The following is a 20224-nucleotide window of genomic DNA, read 5'->3' on the forward strand; positions in this document are numbered from 1 at the left end:
GACGCTCTTGATGTAGAAGTGTTCGCTTGGGGGGACGAAATCGGCTACGGGCTCTTCGGTCGATGTAGGTTCCGGAGCATGCTGCAGAAAGTAGCTATGCAAATGGGCTGCAATCAGACAACAAGTTACAGATCTGGAGAGTTCCCTCTTGTCACCATTGCACCGGACTCCCACTCAACCGCTGCTCGCAGCTGTCCAGGTACGCGAGCCGTCCGTCAGTTGCAGTCGCGCCTCTCGTAACCCGCACGCTCTGCTCAATTCACCTCGACCACGTACAGCATCAGGTACGCGGTGCCAAAAACCGTTGCCGCACCGAGCGCCATCATCACGAGGGTCTGCAGAAAAATATAGCGATTTTCCTGACGCAGGCCGCGAAGCTCCTCAGCGCCGCGCTTGCGATCTTCGGCCATGAGCTTGGCGGTCTCGGCTTCCATCCTGCGCGTCTCGGCCCAGAGGCGGTCGACCTCACTGCTGTCTTCCACTGCCGAACGTCCTGCGGCGAAGTCCTGCTGCTGCTTTTCGGAGCGGGCCTGGAGGAACGAAGCCATTTGCTCCTTCATCTCGCGCAACTCGGAACCTGTGCGCGCCATTTCGGACTTCATGTCCGCGAGGTCTCGCTGCATCTCCTCCAGGCACTTCAGCACCATGTCACTGGTGACAGGATCCGTCATCGGCTGAACCTCCCTCAAGATGCCCGCTAAACGTAATCGGGGCGGAGCAGTTGCGTCCAGTGTTGGCAGGAGTGTCCGCCGCGGTTCAGGCCTGCCTTCGGGTCGCCGCCCACATCGCCGTCAATGGAGATGGTCGGATGACGCGAGAGATTGCTTGCCACATCTGCGAGAAGAACCATAATGGTTTCCTTTAGATAATCAGCTTGGAACATGATGGTGATCAGGCTCTTCTGCTCTTTAACAGGTAGGAGGGTATTGCGTTCACCCTCTTGGGTGGGATCCGCACTGTTCACCTCCTGAAGGAATAACCTGCGTGTCGATCCACGCCTCGCGAGGGGGGCGACCCGCGACAGCGCCGTCTCGGCCAAGGACGACGCGGTTTCAATCCATGCCCCCGCGAGGGGAACGACCGGCGCGTTCGGCGTGCTTGCCCTTCCGGGTGCCGTTTCAATCCACGCCCACGCAAGGGGGGCGACGCCGCGATTGCAGGCCTCAAGTCGATGGGAGAGCCGGTTTCAATCCACGCCCCCGCGAAGGGGGGCGACTTCCGGGGTGCAGTATCGCTATTGGGTGCGCGCCGCGTTTCGATCCACGCCCCCGCGAGGGGGGCGACACGCAGGGCTCTGAGGGGACACCCTGGTCGATCATGTTTCGATCCACGCCCCGCGAGGGGGGCGACCTTCATCTCGACCGTATGCGCAGCCTTACTATCCGTTTTCGATCCACGCCCCCGCGAGGGGGGCGACGTAGTAGGCGTCCAGCGAATTCTCGCGGATGAAGTTTCGATCCACGCCCCCGCGAGAGGGGCGACTGACGGACTGCATGGCTGCGCCGAACGCCTGCAGGTTTCGATCCACGCCCCCGCGAGGGGGGCGACGTTCCTGCCCCTGGATCATCACGGCCTGGTGCGGGTTTCGATCCACGCCCCCGCGAGGGGGGCGACGCTAGGGAGTATAAGCCTCTGCACGCTAGAGATAAATCGTCCTCCAGTTGCGAACGCCACGATATCTTTGGCGCCCGGACTGGCATGCGGCCAGGATGCACATGCATTGTTCAACAGTTTCAAACAGCTGTTCCGGCTGCGAACCTCCTGCCGAAGTCGGGCACGCTCAGAGTTCGCAGAACCGAGGTAGGTCAGATGATCAGCGGACCGTTCAGATCGACGGCGGGTTTGGCGCCGACATGTTCGACGCGGCGGGACCAGTTGGCGCCGAGATAATAGTAACGCAGGCTGTCATGAGTAGGCTTGATGATCGCCTCCATCCGCGCCTTCAGTTTGGCCCACTGGCCCGGGTCGACCTCGATCTCGAAGACCGAGAACTGCACGCGCTGGCCGAAGTCAGAGCAGGCGCGGGCGATCTGACGCAAGCGCTTCTTGCCCCCCTCCTCCAGCGTGTTCACATCGTAGGTGACCAAAACCAGCATGTCAGCTCCAGAACCAAGGTGGATAGGCGTCGATGTCACCCCGCAGGTGGCGGGCAAGCATTTGCGCCTGCAGATAGGGCACGAGGCCGAAGGGTGCCTTCTCGGCAAGAAAGGGATGCATCCGTTCCTCTTTCTTGCGCTCCTGCCAGGCGGTCAGGACCAGCTTGCGCGCATCGTCGGTCAAGAGAACTGCTCCGCCGTCCATGGGGCGGAAGTCACCGGCACGCAACTGGCGACGATTGACCAGCGACAGCGCGAGCCGGTTTCGCTCCAGGTGGATCAGCGCCGCCTGCCGCAGACAATAGACGGCATGTTGCACCGCCGAGAGGGGGATGGGCTCCGTCTCGGCGGGGCGGGACGACATGGTCAGAGCAGCTCGAGGATGTCGACGCCCTTGGGCAAGCCCTCGTGGTCGATCTCGACCATGTAGTCGCTGAACCGGCGTGCCGGACCAAGGTTGCCCAGGCCAGGATCAGACAGATCACGGAAGGCGCCATCGACATTGCGGCCGATCTTCACGCGCTCAAACAGCGCATGTGCCGGTGCGTTGCCGAGGGCGTTGGCGTGGCGGAAGGCAATCAGCTTGCGCGTCGTCATCTCGCCTCGTGCAGCCGAGCGGTCATGCTCGAACATGTTTGACATGGCTTCGAACAGCAAATCCAGATCTGCCTCGGTGAACCCGCTGCGTTCGGCGAACTTGGCCGAGATGAAGCCGTGCGCGACGTAGAGACCGTAAGGCACGATATGCTTGCGGCCCATGGTGCGGTTGTCCGTGCGTCCATCAACCTCCTCAGAGCCTTCGGCACGCTTCTTCTGTTCAGCCTCGTTGGTCGCGGCCATGCGGGTGATCGAGATCTCCACGGGCAGCACCGGCTCGACGGACCTCGCGAAGGTCATCTGGACCGGGCCCTTCACTTGCCCGCAGTTGATGCCGGTGGACATGACGGCGCCAAAGGTTCGGACATCGAAGAAATTCGCGCACATCCAGTCGCGCAGGGCCTTGGCCTCGGCATCGTCCCTGGGGTTCAGCTTGGCGTCCTTTTCAGCTTTCGGATCACCTGGCCGCACGGCGACATAGGCCTGCCGGTGCTTCTGGTTCAGGATCGCGCCCTCCTGAACATAGATGTGGTGCCCGCTTTCGCCGCTCCGGGCCAGGTCCACGTAGTTGCGGATCTTGCGCTTGAGGCTGACATCGGTGACGAGGCCATGGTTGGTTTCCGGGTCGAGCCGCGGCAGGTTTCCGGGGCCTGTAGCTCTCCCAAGAAGCACAGCCGCTCCGGCCGTGGAATGATCGACATTTGCAGGATCGCCTTTGAGCCGCCGCTGGAAGGCCGGGTCATGCTTTCCGAAATCATGCCAGGCACCGGCCATGCTGGCCAGTTGCTCAAGACCGATCGGCCTGCCACGATCAGCAGCAAGGCGTGACGTTTCTGAAAGGTGATCTGCAAGGGTTTGCCAGTCGCCTTGATCATCTGCTGATCCGGAATGGGCAAAAGGACCTTCTGTCATAGGTGATGCTGTTCTACGATCCACAAGAGGCCGTCTACTCGCCTTGCTTGCGCGCCTGAAGGAACGAGACCATCTCCTTGTTCAATGCGCGCGCGTCGAAAGCCGTGGTCTCCAACTCGGCTTCCAGCTTGCAGAACCGTCGCTCCATGTCTTGAAACCGCCGCTCCATGCCCTCGAGGCACTCCAGCAGCATTTCCGTGGTGACAGTCGTGGGCATGAGCCGGCCTCCTCCGCGGTGCAGGCTCGATGTTAGGACTGACAGGACGGTTGCGTCTACTGCACAACGGTCCCTCTTCGCGGCCAGAGTACCGGATCAGACCCATGTGGATTGATCCCGCCCTCCCCATCGCTGTCGACGTTCAGGTCCGGCTGGACGTTACCGACGTGACACCGTGCAGGCGAAACGATCTCCAGGCGCCTGCAGATCCAAGCACCACCGCGGAGGCTCTTTTCGAGGATCTGAACCACGGCGGTTCCCGAGCCCCCTCCCCGGCCGTTGTTCGTGTCTGGTTCACTCTGGTGCGCCTGAAAATCCAAAAATTTCCGGGAGCAGGCGCGGGTGTTGTCGCGGCTTTCCGTCTCACATGCGCCTAAAAATGGTCCCACCCTTCCGATCCAGATCCGGCAATGATCCGCGCTCGGGCAGGATTTGAAACCTGGTGCAAAGGGTTTGGAATGTGGAGATCCGGGGAGCGAGGAAATCTCGCCATTGGCGCGTCTCAATGACCGAACCTGCTGCAGGTGCCGAGCCGGATGCAGGCTCTGATATCCGGACGGCCGAGATGTCTAGATCCGGCAGGCATGGCGGTCGAACAGGTGGCGAAGGTCCACGGGTGATGCAGATCGCCGAGAGCGAGACCACGCACCAGGTGTCGTTATTTGGGGTTCTATCCGCCTACCTCGTTTTCGTGCCCGTAGAGGTGTCGGGTCAGCTCCAGAAACGGCAAGGTCGGGTTTCCGGGGATCACCCTACCTGAAATGCGACTTGCGCCTGTGAGGCCTTACGCAACCGCGGGATCGACATTCCGCATTTCGCGCCAGTTCCCGCTCCTCCGAAGCCACGACCAGTCCCGCGTCATGAGCCAAGCCGCCTGAACCTCGAACCAGGTCCGGCCAACTCCGCAGGTTCTGATATCCGGGCGGGAAGGACCACGGCAAGGTTCAGGGGCGGGCTGATCAGTTAATGGCCCAGAAGCCGCCGGGGAGGCCGCGAAAGCCGCCAGATCGGGAGCCGTTCTCGTTTGCGCGCGCGGGTGCCCCTGGGAGTGGATTGGGGTGCCCTAGAAAGCGCGAGGTCGAAGAATTTGGGATCACCCTACCGGGAGAGCCAGAACCCGATCCTGAACCTGATGCTGGTTCTGGTTCGGAGATCCTAGAAACTCGGGCCTGGACCGGGTTCGGCCAGTAGGGTCTCGCTTTTCGGCGAAATGGCCCCGAAATGCCTTCGAACTTCGCGAACTTCTGTCCTAAGTGACTGAAATCGCTTGATAATTTAGGGATTTCTATAAGTATTTCTTTCTTTTTTCTTCTTTAGAAGAAGTCAAGGAGAAGAAAAATAGAGTTAGTTCTTTATCTTTTTGAAGTTCAAGAAGTTAAAAATACTATAGTCAAAATTTTCGACGTCTTCTCCCTGACCACTTTTTCCCTGTGCCCGTCAACAGTTTTCTGCTGCACCACCGGCCCAGAACCCGATCCCGCGCCCGCAACCCATTCACAACGTAAGCTTATTCATAAGTTCGCGAACTGGAGCATGTCCATGTGCTATCTCATCGACCCCGATTTCGATGCCCTTGGCGAGACCGCTCTTTTCTGGTTTGCGACGTTCCAGAATGCCTGAACCCCCACCCAGTCTGACGAGAATGGCCCCGCTCCGGCTCTCCGCCTGCTGGCACCATTGGTCATCAGACCCCGCAGGTGTGGAGCCGACGTCTTGCAGAAGGCCGAACGACGCCCGCCATGTCGATGCAGGACGCGCGGCGAACGATGATCGAGTGATGCACTTTGGCAAAGGCAGAAGATGTCCGGTCATTTGCCTGCTTCAATAGCATGGTCTCAGGCAGGCAGCCCAACGCTTTGTTGATTATCTTCCGGGTCCCAGGCCGGTGCCATTTTCGTCCTCAGGTTTGGCAACACATTTTTAAGAATTAACCGGCAGAAAGGTGCCGTAGCCGAGGACCTCGATAAAATACCCCCAATGAACAAGATGATCCTTGCCTTCTTCGCTGCCGTCATCGCGGCCATGATCGCCTTGCAGGCACATGCAGGGGCAAGGCACGAAGCGCCGACGATGCCTCAGGTCCACCACCACAGCCTTTCCGGCACAGATGGCAGCCTCGGTGGTGCATCCGCGCATATGCAAGGCAAGGCGAGGATCGCCGTTGCCGGTACTCGGGGCCTGGCGCGTATGCCCCAGATGGACCGCGACAATCCTCCTCTCGCCACCTGCGTCTCCGAAGGTGAAACTGAGGGCTGTTGTCTAGCCTCCGCACAGCCGGAGGGATCGGGGATGCAATTGCTTCTCCGGGAGGCACCTGTGGTGCGGAGGAAAGAGGGCACGGCAGGTGCGAAGGATGATGCCGTAGCGACTGTTGCCACGACCCTGAATGCGCGCGACCGGGAGCTGCGCGCTCAATGGCGCCTTGACGAGGCATCAGGGTTTCACGTGCCGAGTTCCAGGGAATACGAGCTTGCCGTTCAGACGGTGTCTCTCGGCGAGAGCCAGTTAATGATGCCGAAGGTCCACGCGGCTGCTGGCGATGCGGGAATGAGCGCGCTGCAGCTGGCTCAGGCGAGTCTGCCGCTCGACCGGGTGATCCATCTTGAGGCGGGCGACGATCGCATGGTCCTTGCCTCGATAGAGGAGGGCCTGCGCCATGGTGGCCTAGCGGCGGTGGTGGGCGATGTGGGGCACCTGTCGATGACCGCCTCGCGGCAGCTGCACTTGGCAGCAGAGGGCACGGGGACCATGGGCATCGTGCTGCGTCGCTGGCGGCGGCAGGCAGATGCCAGCGACTTAGGCCTGCCCACGGCGGCGATGACGCGATGGCGGATCTCGGTCCCACCCTCGGCGCCCCTGCCGGTGCCGGGGGTGGGCCGCGCCCGCTGGCTGATCGAACTGATCCGTGCGCGGGCGGGGGAATGTCTGGATATCGAACTGGAGGCTTGCAATGGCTCGGGTCGTCTCGGTTTCCCTGCCGATGTGGCCGATCGACCGGCTGCGGCGGCAGGAGGACGCATCAGCGCGCTCAGCTGATCTGCCGCTGATCCTGGCAGGACGCGTCGGCAACCGCCGCCTTGTCACCGCCGCCTGCTTTGCCGCACAGGCCCTGGGGCTCCGGACCGGCATGCCGGTGAGCAAGGCGCAGGCGCTGGTCCTGGATCTGCGGGTCGAACCTGCGGATCCGGAGGCCGATGTCGAGAGCCTGGAACGGCTGGCGCTGTGGATCCTGCAGCGCATCTCGCCAATCGTCGCCGCCGATCCGCCGGACGGGGTGGTGATCGACTCCACCGGCGCCGAGCACCTCCATGGCGGCGAGGCGGCGATGCTGGAGGCGCTCCTCGGCCGCCTGACCATGTCCGGCATCACCGTCCGCGCCGCCGTTGCCGACAGCTGGGGTGCCGCCCATGCGCCGGCACGGTATTGTGCGGATCCCGTCGCCATGGCAGCGCCCGGCAGTTCCGAGGCTGTAATGAGCCCCTGCCCCTCGAGGCCCTTGCGGCTGCCGCCGGCCACGGCCTCCGTGCTGCGCATCTTGGGCTTTGCCACGATCGGTGACCTGATCGGCCAGCCACGGGCCCCGCTGACCCGCCGCTTCGGCCCAGGGCTCTGCCAGCGCCTCGACCAGGCCCCGGAGGACTTGGCGGAGCCGATCGAACCGCTGCGCCCGGAGGGCGTGATCGAGGTGCGCCGCGCCTTCGCCGAACCCATCGGGGCGGCCGAGACCATCGCCCGCTATATCGGCAAGCTGGTGCGGCAGCTCTGCACGCCCCTAGCGGAGAAGGCGCTCGGGGCGCGACGGCTGGATCTGCTGTGCTTCCAGGTCGACAACCGGATCGAAACGGTGCGCGGGGGCTTGGCCGTCCCGCAGCGGGAGCCCTAGCGCCTGACCCGCCTGCTTTGCGACCGGATCGAGACCATCGCTCCGGGCTTCGGGATCGAGATCATGACGCTGACGGCAACCATTGCCGAGCCGCTGGAACCGCTGCAGGCGGCCACCTCGCTGCTGGAGTAGCCCGCGCGGGACATCTCCGGCCTGATCGACACGCTGGTGAACCGCGTCGGCGCCCGCTCCGTCTATCGCTATGCCCCGGTCGCCAGCGACGTGCCGGAGCGGGCCGTCACCCGCATCCCTGCCCTGGCAGAGCCGGTGGGCGCCGGCTGGCCGAACCACTGGCGGCGCCCGTCACGGCTCCTGCCCCGCCCCGAGCCCATCGACACGATGGCGCTGCTGCCCGACCAGCCGCCGCACTGGATCTCCTGGCGCGGCATCCCCCGCCGGGTGCGCTGCGCCGACGATCCGGAGCGGGTCTTTGGCGAATGGTGGAAGCGCGCTGCGGAGACGCAGGCCATGCACGACTACTTCCGCGTCGAGGACGAGGCCAGCGAACGCTTCTGGATCTTCCGCGCCGGTGACGGTGAGGATGCCGGCGCCGGCTCGCACCTCTGGTTCCTCCATGGGGTCTTCGGATGAGTGGCTACGTCGAGCTGCAGTTGACATCGCACTTCTCCTTCCTGCGCGGTGCGTCTTCGGCCGAGGAGCTCTTTGCCACCGCCGCCCTGATGGGGATGGAGGCACTGGCCGTCACCGACCGCAACAGCCTTGCCGGATCGTGCGCGCGCACGAGGCGGCCAGGGGCACAGGCGTGCACGATGTTGCTCCGTATGCTGGCCTCCGCTGATGCCAACCAAGCGAACGGGCTTCTGACATAGCAAACTTGAACGCATTCAAGATCATTCCATACAGGATCTTTTAGCCCTATATCGAACTCCTGAGGACGATAGGCGAATGGTATCTTCCACATCGGGAAGTAATAGTGCTACTATGCCATTGAAACGAGTCGTACTCGGAACCAGCCGAAGTCGGGGCAGCAACATGAGCGGTAATCTAGAGCAATTTTTGACCGACCTGTCCCGTGGGTTGGAGCGCACAATGGTCACCGTCAACAAGGAATTGACTCTGCGTCACCGCATTAAGCGGACCTGGTCGATGCGCCAGTGCGCGCGCTTCCTCAACGTGAGCATTCAGTATCTGACCAAGTTTGCGAACGCCAATGCAGACTTTCCGAAAGGGGAATACGTTGGTCGCGAACGCGTCTTTACGCTCCACGAGCTGATGCATATGCGGGCGCTACTTGCCGCATCGGCCAAGCGACCGTTCGATTACCTTGCATGGCGGAAACCTAACGATCCGCTCCCTGTGATCTCGTTCGCCAGCCAGAAGGGCGGCACTGCCAAAAGCCTCAGCGCAGCACATTTCGCGCAGTATCTGAGCCTGCACTATGGCATGCGCGTTGGTGTCATGGATGCAGATCCTCAAAGCACGATTACGCTCTATTTTGTGGGGGGTGAAGCTCTATCAAGAATGCCTACGGAAGAGACTCCGTCGATGGTGGACTTCGCGGGGTTGTTCCCATCCGATAGTGCCCCTTACACAGATCATTCTGCAGATATGTTGGACAGCTTCTTCCTAAGGACGTCGTGGCCTGGTCTGCGGTTAGTGCCCGCCCATGGCGAGACCTCTGAGGGCGAGATTCAGATTGCGCGCTTGGTGCGCGAGGCGCCGGTCGGAAAGAGTTTCTACCGCTACCTCAGAGACGCGATCGATCGCTGGAAGAGCGCATATCCGCCGGTAACGGCCCCTAACGAGTTAGTGATGGATGGTAAGGTTAACAGAGTCCGGATGGAGCAAGCGTTGAATGAAACGCTGGACTGCATCATCATCGACTACCAGCCAGCCCTTACACTCTTCCAACTCAACAACGTGATCGCGTCTTCGTCCTTGGTCATTCCGCAAACCATGAAAGGATTCGATATCGCCACGCTGTCAACGTTCGTTACAGGGTTGCTTGGCATGCTGCAGCATATCCTGGCGCATGAGCGTATCGATATCGGGTCTGGTGCTAACATGTTACTACCCACCATTGTGCAGCGATCCAACGCGCAAGACCTCAACCATATCGGTAACCTGCTTGAGCACTGCCCGACAGAAATTTTGCCCGTGTTCTACTTAAGGTCAGATGCCATCTCCAACGCATCTGATGTCTATCAGTCTGTATACGAATACGAGCCGGACACTCCCGGGAAACGCAAGGGCATCAACCGGTTCATCGAAAATGCGGATGCGGTCAATGACGCGATCGTTTCTCGACTTTGGCCCGGCCTCGAGCGCGGATACGCAAGTACTTGGATGGATAATTTCTACGATGATGGTGGGGACAATGGGGAGAATGCAGCATGAAGCGAAGCATCCCCAGATCACTGGTTTCGAAAGCAATGAGCCGGTCGCCTGAGCCAAATGACGACGAGAAAAATGAAGAAGCCGCAACCGCTCCAGCTCCCGCCGCCTTCAAGGGTGCTGGGAGCGCTTGGAAGGCCGGTGCTCTTGCGCAATCACAAGCCGCGGTAGAGCACGGGAGGGCTCAGCTGGCAAATGATATCCTGAACGGTCGCCATGAGCTTCAGCTTTTGCCCGATCAGGTCGAAGATCCGGTTGGGTCGGATCGACGCGAAGATTGGATGAAGCAGGAAGCTTTCCGGAAGCTGCTCAGCAGTATTGAGGCGAACGGTCAGGACACGCCGATTTTAGTTTGGCCGGAAGACCCCAACTGGAAACCAGATCCGCTGAACCCGACCGACGTTGAGGGTGTTCGCTTCATCATGCTGACGGGCCGACGGCGTCATGCAGCGGCGCAGATGCTTGGGCTGAAGCTTCGTTCAATCCTGGCGCCGCCAGATAAGCGAAGCGCCAATAATTCTCAGTTCGAGATGCTCTTCCTCCGGTTTCGGGAGAACGAGGAGAGGGAGAACCTGAGCGCCTTCGAGCGCCTTCTGGCGATTGGGGAAATGTACGAGGCTTTGCGCGAACCTGGAGAGAAGTTCACTGCGGTGGCTTTCGCCACGCGAATTGGCGTCCATGAAAGCATAGTGTCGCGTGCTCGAGCCGTTTTCGCGGCCCGAGATGAAATCTTGAATGCGTTCAAGAACGTCTACGAGATGAGCTTTGGAGATCTGCAGAACGCGATGGCGAGCCTCGAAAGCAGGCCGAAAAAACAAGCTAGGAGAACGCTCTCAAAGATTACGGCGAAGCGGAAGATTGGCAGTCGGAACCTCTCCCTCACGTCCACGAATGGCAATCTTTCAATCAAAGCCGCAAGCGTGCCGCTGAGCCAGGATAAACTCGAGGAGTTGAGTGATCTTATCGCCGACTTCCTGAAGAAGAATAAGGAGCCGTCGCCGGCGAGCTAAGGCTCCGAGAACGGCGCGCTTCCCCAAGTTAGGCAATGATCATGAAGGAACGATTGTGATCTAAAGGCAAAAGAAAAGCCCCCAAGCTGAGGGCCTGAGAGCTGATCTTAACGGTTTGGTCGCCTTAAAGATAAGTCTCTCCAGAATCCCTGTCAACGAGAAACGCCAATTTGGCGAACGGCTTTCTTTTGCCTCCACATAGGCGGAGGTGAGACACAGACATGAGAAATACAGGTTGGCGCAAGCCGACACCGGGTCTTGAAGTTGCACAGCAGCTTGCACAAGCCGGTGAACAGGTAGCTGTACCCAAAACGCGCGCTTTTGTGGCAGTCAAACGCGTGGGCGTACATATCGGTCTCAAGGCGCCGGACATAATGCTCCTCGACACGCTTGCCGCCTTCACGCAGGCTCAAGACTGGGAAGAAGGGCAACGTCCCATCGTTTGGCCGTCAAATGGATATCTGATGGAGCAGACTGGGTTTTCGCTTTCGGCGCTTAAGCGTCATGCACGGCGCTTGGCCGAGAAGGGAGTGATCGCGTTCAAGGACAGTCCCAACGGCAAGAGGTGGGGCCGCAGGAATGCCGCTGGCGTGATCATCGAAGCATATGGTTTCGATCTCTCTCCACTCTCGGCTCGAACCGAAGAGTTCGAAGCCCTACACGCCGATCTGCAAGCTGAACGGGAGCTTTGTCGCCGCTTGAAACGCCAGATCACCGTCGCACGCCGGATGATCCGCGCTCGGATCGACGCGGCCCTTAGTGGAAATCTGGGAGGGTCATGGGGTCAGTTTGAAGAATTTTTTGCAGACCTTCTGGAACGTCTGCCCAAAACGATCAACGTCTCTGAGAAACTCGAACAGCTTCTGGCTTGCTTCCAGCAGCTTCAGGAGCGTGTCGAGACTGCCTACCTCGAGGCCGCGATTGCTGACCCGGTCAGGGATAGATGCACGCAGAGCAGCGTTCAAATGGCGATAGATTGTGAGAGAATGAACCCTAAGGAGGCCATTTTTGAACCTCATATAAAAACTACAATTAGACTTAATCCTGTAGCTAGTAATTCCCCAGGGAACGACGAAGTGTCAAAGTCCACGTCCAGTGCCACCACGCAAAACTGCACCGATGCGGCCATAGACGCTTGGGTTGCAGAGATCCGCGAGAAACGCAGAGCATTGGACCTCCCAACGATCATGCAGGCATGTCCTGAGTTCGCGTCTTGGGCCCGCGATATGGGAGGATTCGTCAAGGACTGGAGCGATCTCCACCGCATTGCAGGACAACTGAGACCAATGATCGGCATCTCCGCCCGGGCATGGGAGCTTGCGCAGGACCGGTTGGGGAGCCAGATCGCAACAGCGGCTTTTGTACTGGTCTTTGAAAAGCACTCTGCAGGCGAGATCGTGTCACCGAGTGGATACCTGCGTGGTATGGTGGTGAAAGCCGGGTCAGGCGCCTTGCATCTCGAGCGGAGTTTCTATGGCAGGTTAGGCGCACGAGCGGCTTGAAGTATTGATCGAATGGCGCCATTGGCATATATTGCCAATATTGAAGGAGGTCTGACCCATGGTGACACGCAACGTCGTCCTGACCGATACCCAGGATCAGCTCGTCCAGGCTCTGGTCGCATCCGGGCGGTATCAGAATGTGAGCGAAGCGATGCGCGCCGGCCTCAGGTTGCTTGAGCGGGAAGAGGCACAGCTGACCACGATCCGGCAAGGACTCATGGAGGGGCTGGCACAGGCGACAGCGGGCGATCTGGCCGAGGGGAGCGGAGAAGATGCCATCCGCCGGGCATTCGGGCGCGCACGTTCGGTCACATGACACGCTCCCTGCGGCTGACGCAGCGCGCGGAGGCGAGCCTCGTTGAGATCGCCAGATGGACAATCGATAGCTTCGGGCCTGCGCAGGCGGATCTCTACGAGGAAGAGCTTCTCGAGCGTTGCACGGCAATCCTGAGCGGTGAGGTCCACAGCAGAAGTTGCGCCGTTCTGGTTGATGACGCCGCCGACCTCCGGTTCACGAGGGCAGGGGAACATTTCCTGGTGTTCCTGGACCGGCCGGACGAGGTCATCATCGTCGACATCCTGCATGGCCGCAGCGATCTGCCGCGCCATGTCGCCATCCTGACGAAACTCAAGGGTTGCGATTGCTGATCTTCACAGCCCCACAGCCCTGGTGAGGTTGACCCTGAACCTGTCGCGGCGGCGCTGGTAGCGGCGGGTCATCTCGGCGGAGGCGTGGCCGAGCTGCTTCTGGACATGGCGCTCCTCGACCTCGGCCGAGGAGGCGAGGCCGGCGCGCAGGGAGTGGCCGGCATAGAGCCGGAGCCGCTCGGCCTCCGGCAGGTCGGGGCGCAGGCCGGCATCCCGGACCGTCTGCTTGACGAGGCGGGCGACGTGCTTGTCGCCGAGCCGGCGGGACGTGGCGGTGCGCCCGTCGCGGGAGACCGCCACGAAGAGCGGCCCGAAGGTGATCCTGGCGTAGTGCAGCCACTGCTCCAGGGCCTGGACCGGGCAGGTCCGCTCGGACGAGCCCCGGGCGATCTCCACCCCGCGCCAGCCGGTCTTGCCGCGCAGGGTGACGATGAGGCCGCCCTCGAGGATCTCGATCCAGCCGCCGGCGTCGAGCGTGTCGTCCTTGGCCCGGTCCAGACCGACGATCTCGCTGCGCCTGAGCCCGCCGGCGAAGCCCACCAGCAGGATCGCCCGGTCTCGTAACCCGCGCAGGTCGTGGGGCAGGGTGGCGAGCATCGCCAGCAGGTCCTCGGGGAGGATCGCCGCCTTCTGCACCGGCGGCCGGGCGTGCCGGCGGCGGATGCCGGCCAGGACGGTGGCGATGTGGCGGTCGCCGCGGTCGAGCCGCGCGCCACGTTGCGCGTATCCCCAGGCGAGGCCGGACAGCCGCCGCTCAATGGAGGCCACCGAGAGGGCCGGGGCCTTGCCGCCGGGCGCCGCCAGGTCGGCGATGTAGAGCCCGAGCAGCTCCGGCGACGGGGGCAGGGGATCCGTGCCGCGCATCCGGCACCAGCGCGCGAAGCTGGCCCAGTCCCGGGCGTAGGCCTTGAGCGTATTCTCCGACAGGGCGCCGCGGGCGTAGTCGCGGGCGGTCTCGACCAGCCGGTCGAGGGATCCGGAGCCGGCCATTCCGGCGGGCAGGGCGAGGGCGCCCTCCGCCGCGTCTGTGGCCGCGCCGGCAGGGTCGGCGTCCGGGCGGGCAGGGGCCGTCGAGGGCGCCGGGGCGGTCGGTTCATCCATGTCCGGGGGTCTTTTTCCAGAGTGTCCGATAATTGAACATTACCGGACATAGAAAAGCCCCGCAAGCTGCGGCGGTTGCGGCGCTTTCGGCTGGTCATAACCGCCGCCGGCATCCAGGCTGCCCGCCATGTGCACCCCTGCCGCCCGTCCCGCCGACCGCCCCGATCCGCCGCCGCCGCCGGACGGGCCGCCGCAGACAAGCTGCGCGCCCGCGGTGCCGAGTAGGCCGTGGCGCTGTTTCTCGCCCGCGATGCGCTGGCTCCCTCCGCGCTCACCGGCCTCATGTCGGGGTTGTGTCGCGAATGTGGTGGAAATTGCCGAGCAGCGCGCTCCGGGCATGTAACGTTGGCTCCAGTCAGGACGCGAGGTCAAGGGACATCGGCACGAGAGGCTGAGAGAGGGTTTCCCAGCCATCGACTTTTCGCATCTGGATCTGTCCTGACGCCAGGAGCGCCCAGAGCAGCATCGGCACGGTTTCAGCGCAAGACAGCACGGTCTGGGTCTTGATCCGGCGCCGGAATTCCTCGTTCAAGCGCTCGATGGCATTGGTGGTCCGTGCGGATTTCCATTGCGAGGGATCAAGGCGGGTGAAGCTGAAGAGCCGGTCTCCCGCTTCTTCAAGGCTGTCTGCCACGGCCCGGCACTTGAGCCGCCACTTGCGGAGGAAAGCCTTGCGGCGGGTTTCGACCTCGGCTGCAGTATCGGCGTAGATCATGTCGCGGTAATCTTCGCTCAGTTCGTCGTGCAGGCGCTTGGACGCGTGGCCGAGCAGGTTGCGGTGCTTGTGAACTGTGGGGCTGTTGAAAAACCCTCCCTTTGCTGATTCCATAGCTTCAGGATTTTGTCGCGGGGGCCAGCATGATTGGTCATCAGAACCGGGATCAGCTCGAGTTTTTCATCTGCGGATCGCTGCGCGACCTTGTGCCGGATGATCATGTCCTTGCCCGCGTCGACCAGGTGCTCGATCTCGGCTGGCTGGCCGAGGACGTTGCCGATCTCTACTCCGCTGGAACCGGCCGGCCAGGGATTGCACCGAAGGCAGCCGTCCGTCTCATGCTGGCCGGCTTTCTTCTCGGGATCGTCCATGACCGGCGTCTCCTGCGAGAAGCGCAGGTCAATCTCGCGATCCGCTGGTTTGCAGGTTACGGCCTCCACGAGCGGCTTCCGGATCATTCTTCGCTGACCCGTATTCGACAACGCTGGGGCGCCGAACGGTTTCGGCGCATCTTTGAGCGGACGGTTCAGAGCTGTGTGGCAGCCGGGCTCGCCAAGGGCGAGGTCGTGCATGTCGACGCCTCTCTGATCCGAGCCAATGTCAGCTGGGAAAGCCTCGCGGTGCGCCATGTTGATGCAATGTCCGACGCGAATGGCGATGTGCCGGAGGACCCCGAGGCCGATCTCCAGGTCAAGCATTCGAAGAAGACCGGGCGCTACAAGAAGGTCTGCGTCACCGATCCGGACGCCAGCATGGCGACCAGCGGGCGTAACCGGCGCCTCGAGCCATGCTACAAGCAGCATGGCGTGGTCGACGATCTCTGCGGGGTCATCGTCGAGGTGGAGGTCACGACCGGGGAGGCGAACGAGGGCGATCATATCCTTGACAGGCTCGATACGGCTGCCGCGACCTTGGGCGGACCGATCAAAGTGGCGACGGCAGATGCGGGCTATGCCTACGCCAAAGCGTTTGGTGGATTAGAGGAGCGCAAGATCGACGCCATCATCCCGACCAAGGCCGAACCGATCAGGAGCAAGGTCCCGCTTCGCCGGTTCAAGTTCGATCCCCGCCATGATCTCGTGAAATGTCCGCGCAGCAAGATCCTTCGGCCAAAGAAAGCCAAGATCAGTCACGGCAGGTTCTTCGTCACCAGGGTGCATGACTGTGCAGGGTGCAATCTTGCGGCTCTGTGTCTTTCACCGTCACGAAAGACCCGGGCAGTCGTGATCGTCCACGACTATCCGGCCCTGCTGCGGGCACGCCGGCGAAGGGAGCGGTGGGGCGAGAAGGAGAACCGGCTTTATCGGCGCCATCGCTGGCGCTCGGAAGGCTTCCACGGCGAGGCCAAGACATGGCACGGCCCTGCCCGTGCAGTGCGTCGCGGGCTCGAAAACATGCGCATTCAGGCCTTCCTCACCGCCGCGGCCGTAAATCTGAAGCGGTTGGCGGCCGCATTCCTTGCGCTTTTGCTGCATTTCCTGGCGGCCAGCCGTCAAGGAAAGCTATTCTCACCCTCTTCTGCCCTCCTGCGCTACCTGAAAAGGAGGGTGGTGGCCTCAATCTTCCATCCGATGGCGCAAAGCATCGGCAGCGTCCCATAGGACTTCTTCAACAGCCCCACCATGCAGCGCTGGATGGGCAGATCCTCGCCCCAGAGCGCCACGAGCGCGGCCTCAAGTCCGGGAGCGCCGTCAACGATCACGAACTCCGGGCGCCTCAGGCCCCGCGCGTCCAGGTCGGCAAGGAAGCTGCCCCAGGCAGCCGTGCTTTCGCCGCCCATGTTCCTGATGGCGAGGAGCACCTTTTGTCCGTCGCGCCGAACACCGATTGCGGCCAGCACCGAGATGTGGGTGGCCTTGCGGTCCAGCCAGGTCTTGATGACGGTGCCGTCGAGAATGAGCCGAACGATCTCTTCGCCGGACAGATCACGGGCCGACCAGGCGTCCCAGTCGACCTTCACCTTGCGCTAAGCGCGGCTGACCACATCCTTGCTCACCGCGCCTTCGAACAGCTCGAAGAGCGCCCGCTTGACGCGCCGGGTATTGGTCCCGGCCAGATAGACTGCTGCGATCAGCGCCTCGGCCTTCTTCGTCAGCCGCTTGTAACGGGGCAGTGCCTTCGAGCGCCATTCGCTGAGCTTGCCGGTCTCGTTCTCGATCCGGGCGCGCGGCACACGCACCGTCTCAGTCCCAAACGTGCCGGTGAGTTGCCGTTCGCGGTGCCCATGGCGGTAACCCTTGGCCCGCTCGTTGCCGCGGCCGTAACGAAGCCGACCAAGAAAGACGGCCAGTTCCTCTTCGAACATGGCCTCGATGGTGGCACGGACATTCGCCCGCAGGCGATCCTCGATCGGATCATACCCACTTGCGTCGGGCAGTAGCGAAAAGGACGAGCTATCGGTATTCTGCTTCATGGCGTGATCTCCCTGGCAGTTGCAGCCGCCGGTTGGGTGGGTGTTGGTTCACCCGGAGATTACGCCGCCAGACAATTTCTACCACTTCCGAGACACGACCCCCGGCCAGCTCCCGAAGCAGTGCTGCGATGTCTGTGTTGCCGAGGCGGTCGATGCGCATCACGATCGGTATGACGAGCCCTTGAACGTCAGGTCGCTCTGCCGCATCCATCACGTGAAGCTCCACCATTACGGCGAGGACATGTTCCGATCGGTGGTCGAGCGGATCGGCAGTAGAAATTTCCGCGGTCGTGCATACCGAAGCAAACCGCCGGATCCAGCATCCACACTGCCACAACCATGAAGATACCCGGCAGCACTTTGATATGGACGAAACGGCCGGACTTGCGTCGGTCGACGCGCTCGACCCGAAACTGCCGGCTGAAAATCGCATGCCAGCGATAATGCACTTCAACGAACTGCCCGACTTGGACGGAATGAACGGGTGATAGTCCTGATCTGAAAGAATGCGCTCTTTGCCGAGCATGACGTGGGCGGGCGATCTTGGACCCGCATCGCATCGGCCTTCATGCTCTTTGCGCATTAGAGCCAGACAGACACTGCCAAGAATGCCCAGAGGTTGCTATCGTGGAGTAACACGGGATCAAGTAACTGCTATTGGGGACCCGCCATGTCCAACAACAGACCCGCTTCCACGGAGCAGTCCACGGCCGACCCGGCCACAATGCCTCTCGTCGACATCCTCAGGGGTTTCACGACCAAGGAGGTTCTGGCTGTCGGCACAGTCTTGGTGACCATCATCACGGCGTCAGCAGGAACAGGAGCTTGGTATGAAGGCAGACTACGAGAGGAGGCGGTCGCTACGGCGGAAAAGGCAAAAGATCTCGAGATTGGAAAACTCACGGACCAACTCGGGGAACTCGTCCCAGCATTCGACAGCCTGAGCCAAGATCATAGAGCCACGAAGGCGACTCTGGCTGACGCCCGACGCTTCATAGCCTTTGCCGATAAATACATCACCTATCTTGTGTCGGAGAACGAACCTGCACTCGGCATTCTTGGCGACCATGTCTGCATGCTTTATCGCCAGAGCCAGGAACAGGATGTTGGGATAACGATCGACACAACGACTATCGCAGGCGCGCTGAACAACCGTTCCGGCCCTGAACTAAGACAAGAGCTGATTGCGATGGGCATAGATCCAGAGCTGGCGAACGAGATCGCCGAAGTTCATGCCGTAGGGGTCCAGCGTAATCTGCCAAATGTTTCGCGGCTGGTCGGCTATTCCGTCGCACCGTCTTCTGTCGTGTCCCCCTTCAATGGGAAGGATCTGATAACCGATCCGCGGCGCGTCAAAGCCGATGTGATGAAAAGGCTCTCAGGCCGGCCAGGCGAGCTGGTAAAAATCGTTTCTTTCCATGTTGGCAACAAAGTTTACAGCTACACGATGCCATCCGGGATTGCCCGCTATGTTCACGAGAAGCCGGATTGTCGACTACGATGACGGCGCAGGTGTCACGCGCCGGTCTTGGCCTCCGACCTACTCGTAAACGGAGCGCCGGATCGCATCAAGGAAACCTGTCTCGGTTTGATTGGCTGAGCCGGGTACCGAAATCACCGGCATACCTGTACAGCACCATGTCCGTGCAGTGGGGCGCTTGCGTTCACACCGAAGGGGTAGCCGAGTAAGATAGCAAGGCGGAATAGACTTCCGGAAGTGAAGGTGGTAACAAGAAAGCGACAGGTATCCCGAAATGGGGAACTGCTTCCTAGTGCTACTTATGCATTGCAGATGGAGGTATAGTGTCAGAACTACCCAAGCAGAGTTACCTGGCGGCGGTAGCTGGACAATTCGCGCAAGAAATTCAAAATCTTCTTACCGATGAAGAGTATTACAAAAAGAGCAGTCAGTCTTACAGAAGATGCGCTTGGATCATTCGTGGAATGTCCATTTCGCTCTTTTCGTTTGGCACTGTGGCACCGTTCATCAGTCAAATTAAAACTGATCTTTTCGGCGTTAACGCTCTCGCGATCGGATATCTAAGTCTCGCATTAGCTGCTGCACTTCTGATCATAGACCGTCTTAGTTTATTCACAGAGAACCATATAACAGCAAAAACTCTGAGGTCGCTATCTACTTATTGAAGCAACGTCTCATACTTGAGAGAGATGCGACGTTGCCAGCGGCAGTGAGTGAAGATGCTGCAAAAGCTATTCTTCCGTTGGTTGCAAAGACAGTTGGCCAATTCGCGAGTGAACGAGCCAGTTTGATAAGAAGTCAGACCGATGCGTGGGGGGGAGCTCGAAGAGCAGCTCAGGATGAATTCACGCAGCTTGTGAGTAAAGTTCGTGATGAAGCACGTGATGAACTGGCTCAGAAGCGGCTGGAGCAAGCTGAAGAAACCCGTCGTGGGGGATTAACGATTGCAGTTTCTTACCCTCCAAACTACATCGAGAATCTTTTTATTAATATTGATCAAGACGATGTAGACGCTATCGACATTTCCGAGACTTATGATGGAGCGCCCACTCAGGTGGCTTTCCCGCGTTTAGTACCTGGGTTTGCTCGCGTTGTAGCACGCTTAGTTTCCGGTGCAACCGTTCAAGATATCGCAGTTATTAAAGCCGACGAACTATCATCGCTAAAGATAAATTTCAATGGCAACGCGAAAACCTCTTAATTTTGACACTTCAAGGCGAGATTGGCTCAGTGGCCCTCATGTTAATTGATAAAGGACACAGTGGCCCGTCACCTTTCGACGCTTCGAAGGTTGT

20 protein-coding genes and 2 pseudogenes are annotated in these 20224 nt (G+C 60.7%); 12 read left to right on the forward strand and 10 right to left on the reverse strand.

The window, feature by feature from the left end; all coding sequences use genetic code 11:
* Nucleotides 1-254: 254 nt before the first annotated feature.
* The 6 genes from OC184_RS14490 to OC184_RS14515 form a co-directional block, all read right to left on the reverse strand.
* Complete coding sequence (locus OC184_RS14490; RefSeq protein ID WP_265507900.1) at nt 255-671, reverse strand: hypothetical protein; 417 nt, start codon at nt 669-671, stop codon at nt 255-257.
* 26 nt (nt 672-697) lie between these two features.
* A complete protein-coding gene (locus OC184_RS14495; RefSeq protein ID WP_265507901.1) occupies nt 698-964 on the reverse strand; it encodes a hypothetical protein in 267 nt (88 codons plus the stop codon).
* An 841-nt stretch (nt 965-1805) separates the two neighbouring features.
* The gene (gene cas2, locus OC184_RS14500) at nt 1806-2096 is read right to left on the reverse strand and encodes a CRISPR-associated endonuclease Cas2 (RefSeq protein ID WP_265507902.1); all 291 of its coding nucleotides are present in this window, start codon (nt 2094-2096) and stop codon (nt 1806-1808) included.
* Nucleotide 2097: 1 nt separating this feature from the next.
* A complete protein-coding gene (locus OC184_RS14505) occupies nt 2098-2460 on the reverse strand; it encodes a CRISPR-associated endonuclease Cas1 (protein WP_265507903.1) in 363 nt (120 codons plus the stop codon).
* 2 nt (nt 2461-2462) lie between these two features.
* On the reverse strand, nt 2463-3605 hold the full coding sequence (gene cas7c / locus OC184_RS14510; RefSeq protein ID WP_265507904.1) for a type I-C CRISPR-associated protein Cas7/Csd2: 1143 nt from the start codon (nt 3603-3605) through the stop codon (nt 2463-2465).
* 34 nt (nt 3606-3639) lie between these two features.
* Entirely contained in the window at nt 3640-3822 is a 183-nt protein-coding gene (locus OC184_RS14515) for a hypothetical protein (protein ID WP_265507905.1), read from the reverse strand.
* A gap of 1977 nt (nt 3823-5799) precedes the next feature.
* On the opposite strand from OC184_RS14515, the gene OC184_RS14520 reads away from it, so the two are divergent.
* From OC184_RS14520 to OC184_RS14560, 9 genes are all read left to right on the forward strand, one after another.
* Entirely contained in the window at nt 5800-6858 is a 1059-nt protein-coding gene (locus tag OC184_RS14520; RefSeq protein WP_265507906.1) for an ImuA family protein, read from the forward strand.
* Nucleotides 6773-7705: a Y-family DNA polymerase gene (locus OC184_RS14525; protein ID WP_265507907.1), complete on the forward strand. Its 933-nt coding sequence runs from the start codon at nt 6773-6775 to the stop codon at nt 7703-7705. Before OC184_RS14520 ends, OC184_RS14525 begins: the two co-directional genes overlap by 86 nt.
* Before the next feature lie 168 nt (nt 7706-7873).
* Nucleotides 7874-8296 (forward strand): hypothetical protein, encoded by a 423-nt coding sequence (locus OC184_RS14530; protein ID WP_265507908.1) that lies wholly within the window; start codon nt 7874-7876, stop codon nt 8294-8296.
* Nucleotides 8293-8535 carry a PHP domain-containing protein gene (locus tag OC184_RS14535; protein ID WP_265507909.1) on the forward strand — a complete coding sequence of 81 codons (243 nt, stop codon included), beginning with the start codon at nt 8293-8295 and terminating at the stop codon, nt 8533-8535. Before OC184_RS14530 ends, OC184_RS14535 begins: the two co-directional genes overlap by 4 nt.
* A 163-nt stretch (nt 8536-8698) precedes the next feature.
* Nucleotides 8699-10063: a ParA family protein gene (locus OC184_RS14540; protein ID WP_265507910.1), complete on the forward strand. Its 1365-nt coding sequence runs from the start codon at nt 8699-8701 to the stop codon at nt 10061-10063.
* Nucleotides 10060-11070, forward strand: coding sequence for a ParB N-terminal domain-containing protein (locus OC184_RS14545; protein WP_265507911.1), 1011 nt, complete (start codon nt 10060-10062; stop codon nt 11068-11070). The genes OC184_RS14540 and OC184_RS14545 overlap by 4 nt, the downstream gene beginning before the upstream one ends.
* A gap of 221 nt (nt 11071-11291) precedes the next feature.
* The gene (gene repC, locus OC184_RS14550) at nt 11292-12572 is read left to right on the forward strand and encodes a plasmid replication protein RepC (RefSeq protein WP_265507912.1); all 1281 of its coding nucleotides are present in this window, start codon (nt 11292-11294) and stop codon (nt 12570-12572) included.
* A 58-nt stretch (nt 12573-12630) separates the two neighbouring features.
* Nucleotides 12631-12888, forward strand: a complete 258-nt coding sequence (locus OC184_RS14555) for a type II toxin-antitoxin system ParD family antitoxin (protein ID WP_265507913.1) — start codon at nt 12631-12633, stop codon at nt 12886-12888.
* Nucleotides 12885-13220, forward strand: a complete 336-nt coding sequence (locus OC184_RS14560; protein WP_265507914.1) for a type II toxin-antitoxin system RelE/ParE family toxin — start codon at nt 12885-12887, stop codon at nt 13218-13220. Before OC184_RS14555 ends, OC184_RS14560 begins: the two co-directional genes overlap by 4 nt.
* 3 nt (nt 13221-13223) lie before the next feature.
* Here OC184_RS14560 and OC184_RS14565 read toward each other — a convergent pair whose 3' ends face one another.
* The 3 genes and pseudogenes from OC184_RS14565 to OC184_RS14575 all read right to left on the reverse strand — a co-directional run.
* Nucleotides 13224-14210 carry a tyrosine-type recombinase/integrase gene (locus OC184_RS14565; RefSeq protein ID WP_265507920.1) on the reverse strand — a complete coding sequence of 329 codons (987 nt, stop codon included), beginning with the start codon at nt 14208-14210 and terminating at the stop codon, nt 13224-13226.
* A gap of 150 nt (nt 14211-14360) precedes the next feature.
* On the reverse strand, nt 14361-14660 hold the full coding sequence (locus OC184_RS14570) for a hypothetical protein (RefSeq protein ID WP_265507915.1): 300 nt from the start codon (nt 14658-14660) through the stop codon (nt 14361-14363).
* A gap of 16 nt (nt 14661-14676) precedes the next feature.
* A pseudogene (locus OC184_RS14575) lies at nt 14677-15114 on the reverse strand (transposase); the annotation flags it as partial.
* A gap of 65 nt (nt 15115-15179) precedes the next feature.
* Here OC184_RS14575 and OC184_RS14580 point away from each other — a divergent pair.
* On the forward strand, nt 15180-16637 hold the full coding sequence (locus tag OC184_RS14580) for a transposase (RefSeq protein WP_378926401.1): 1458 nt from the start codon (nt 15180-15182) through the stop codon (nt 16635-16637).
* 17 nt (nt 16638-16654) lie between these two features.
* On the opposite strand, the pseudogene OC184_RS14585 reads toward OC184_RS14580, so the two are convergent.
* Nucleotides 16655-17449 (reverse strand): annotated as a pseudogene (locus tag OC184_RS14585) (IS256 family transposase); the annotation flags it as partial.
* Between the two features lie 670 nt (nt 17450-18119).
* Between OC184_RS14585 and OC184_RS14590 the strand changes: the two are divergent.
* Together OC184_RS14590 and OC184_RS14595 are read left to right on the forward strand one after the other, a co-directional pair.
* Nucleotides 18120-18953, forward strand: coding sequence for a hypothetical protein (locus OC184_RS14590; RefSeq protein WP_265507916.1), 834 nt, complete (start codon nt 18120-18122; stop codon nt 18951-18953).
* Between the two features lie 637 nt (nt 18954-19590).
* Nucleotides 19591-20130 (forward strand): hypothetical protein, encoded by a 540-nt coding sequence (locus tag OC184_RS14595; RefSeq protein WP_265507917.1) that lies wholly within the window; start codon nt 19591-19593, stop codon nt 20128-20130.
* The last annotated feature ends 94 nt before the right edge of the window (nt 20131-20224 follow it).

This window comes from Paracoccus rhizosphaerae (assembly GCF_026162645.1).
Classification (GTDB): Bacteria; Pseudomonadota; Alphaproteobacteria; order Rhodobacterales; family Rhodobacteraceae; genus Paracoccus; species Paracoccus rhizosphaerae.

What these genes read in the sequence shown, in the direction of transcription:
- OC184_RS14490 (WP_265507900.1), bottom strand. Translation starts at nt 671, where the DNA reads ATGACGGATCCTGTCACCAGTGACATGGTGCTGAAGTGCCTGGAGGAG.
- cas2 (WP_265507902.1), bottom strand. Translation starts at nt 2,096, where the DNA reads ATGCTGGTTTTGGTCACCTACGATGTGAACACGCTGGAGGAGGGGGGC.
- OC184_RS14505 (WP_265507903.1), bottom strand. Translation starts at nt 2,460, where the DNA reads ATGTCGTCCCGCCCCGCCGAGACGGAGCCCATCCCCCTCTCGGCGGTG.
- cas7c (WP_265507904.1), bottom strand. Translation starts at nt 3,605, where the DNA reads ATGACAGAAGGTCCTTTTGCCCATTCCGGATCAGCAGATGATCAAGGC.
- OC184_RS14515 (WP_265507905.1), bottom strand. Translation starts at nt 3,822, where the DNA reads ATGCCCACGACTGTCACCACGGAAATGCTGCTGGAGTGCCTCGAGGGC.
- OC184_RS14520 (WP_265507906.1), top strand. Translation starts at nt 5,800, where the DNA reads ATGAACAAGATGATCCTTGCCTTCTTCGCTGCCGTCATCGCGGCCATG.
- OC184_RS14525 (WP_265507907.1), top strand. Translation starts at nt 6,773, where the DNA reads ATGGCTCGGGTCGTCTCGGTTTCCCTGCCGATGTGGCCGATCGACCGG.
- OC184_RS14535 (WP_265507909.1), top strand. Translation starts at nt 8,293, where the DNA reads ATGAGTGGCTACGTCGAGCTGCAGTTGACATCGCACTTCTCCTTCCTG.
- OC184_RS14540 (WP_265507910.1), top strand. Translation starts at nt 8,699, where the DNA reads ATGAGCGGTAATCTAGAGCAATTTTTGACCGACCTGTCCCGTGGGTTG.
- OC184_RS14545 (WP_265507911.1), top strand. Translation starts at nt 10,060, where the DNA reads ATGAAGCGAAGCATCCCCAGATCACTGGTTTCGAAAGCAATGAGCCGG.
- repC (WP_265507912.1), top strand. Translation starts at nt 11,292, where the DNA reads ATGAGAAATACAGGTTGGCGCAAGCCGACACCGGGTCTTGAAGTTGCA.
- OC184_RS14555 (WP_265507913.1), top strand. Translation starts at nt 12,631, where the DNA reads ATGGTGACACGCAACGTCGTCCTGACCGATACCCAGGATCAGCTCGTC.
- OC184_RS14560 (WP_265507914.1), top strand. Translation starts at nt 12,885, where the DNA reads ATGACACGCTCCCTGCGGCTGACGCAGCGCGCGGAGGCGAGCCTCGTT.
- OC184_RS14565 (WP_265507920.1), bottom strand. Translation starts at nt 14,210, where the DNA reads ATGGCCGGCTCCGGATCCCTCGACCGGCTGGTCGAGACCGCCCGCGAC.
- OC184_RS14570 (WP_265507915.1), bottom strand. Translation starts at nt 14,660, where the DNA reads ATGCCCGGAGCGCGCTGCTCGGCAATTTCCACCACATTCGCGACACAA.
- OC184_RS14580 (WP_378926401.1), top strand. Translation starts at nt 15,180, where the DNA reads ATGATTGGTCATCAGAACCGGGATCAGCTCGAGTTTTTCATCTGCGGA.
- OC184_RS14590 (WP_265507916.1), top strand. Translation starts at nt 18,120, where the DNA reads ATGTCCAACAACAGACCCGCTTCCACGGAGCAGTCCACGGCCGACCCG.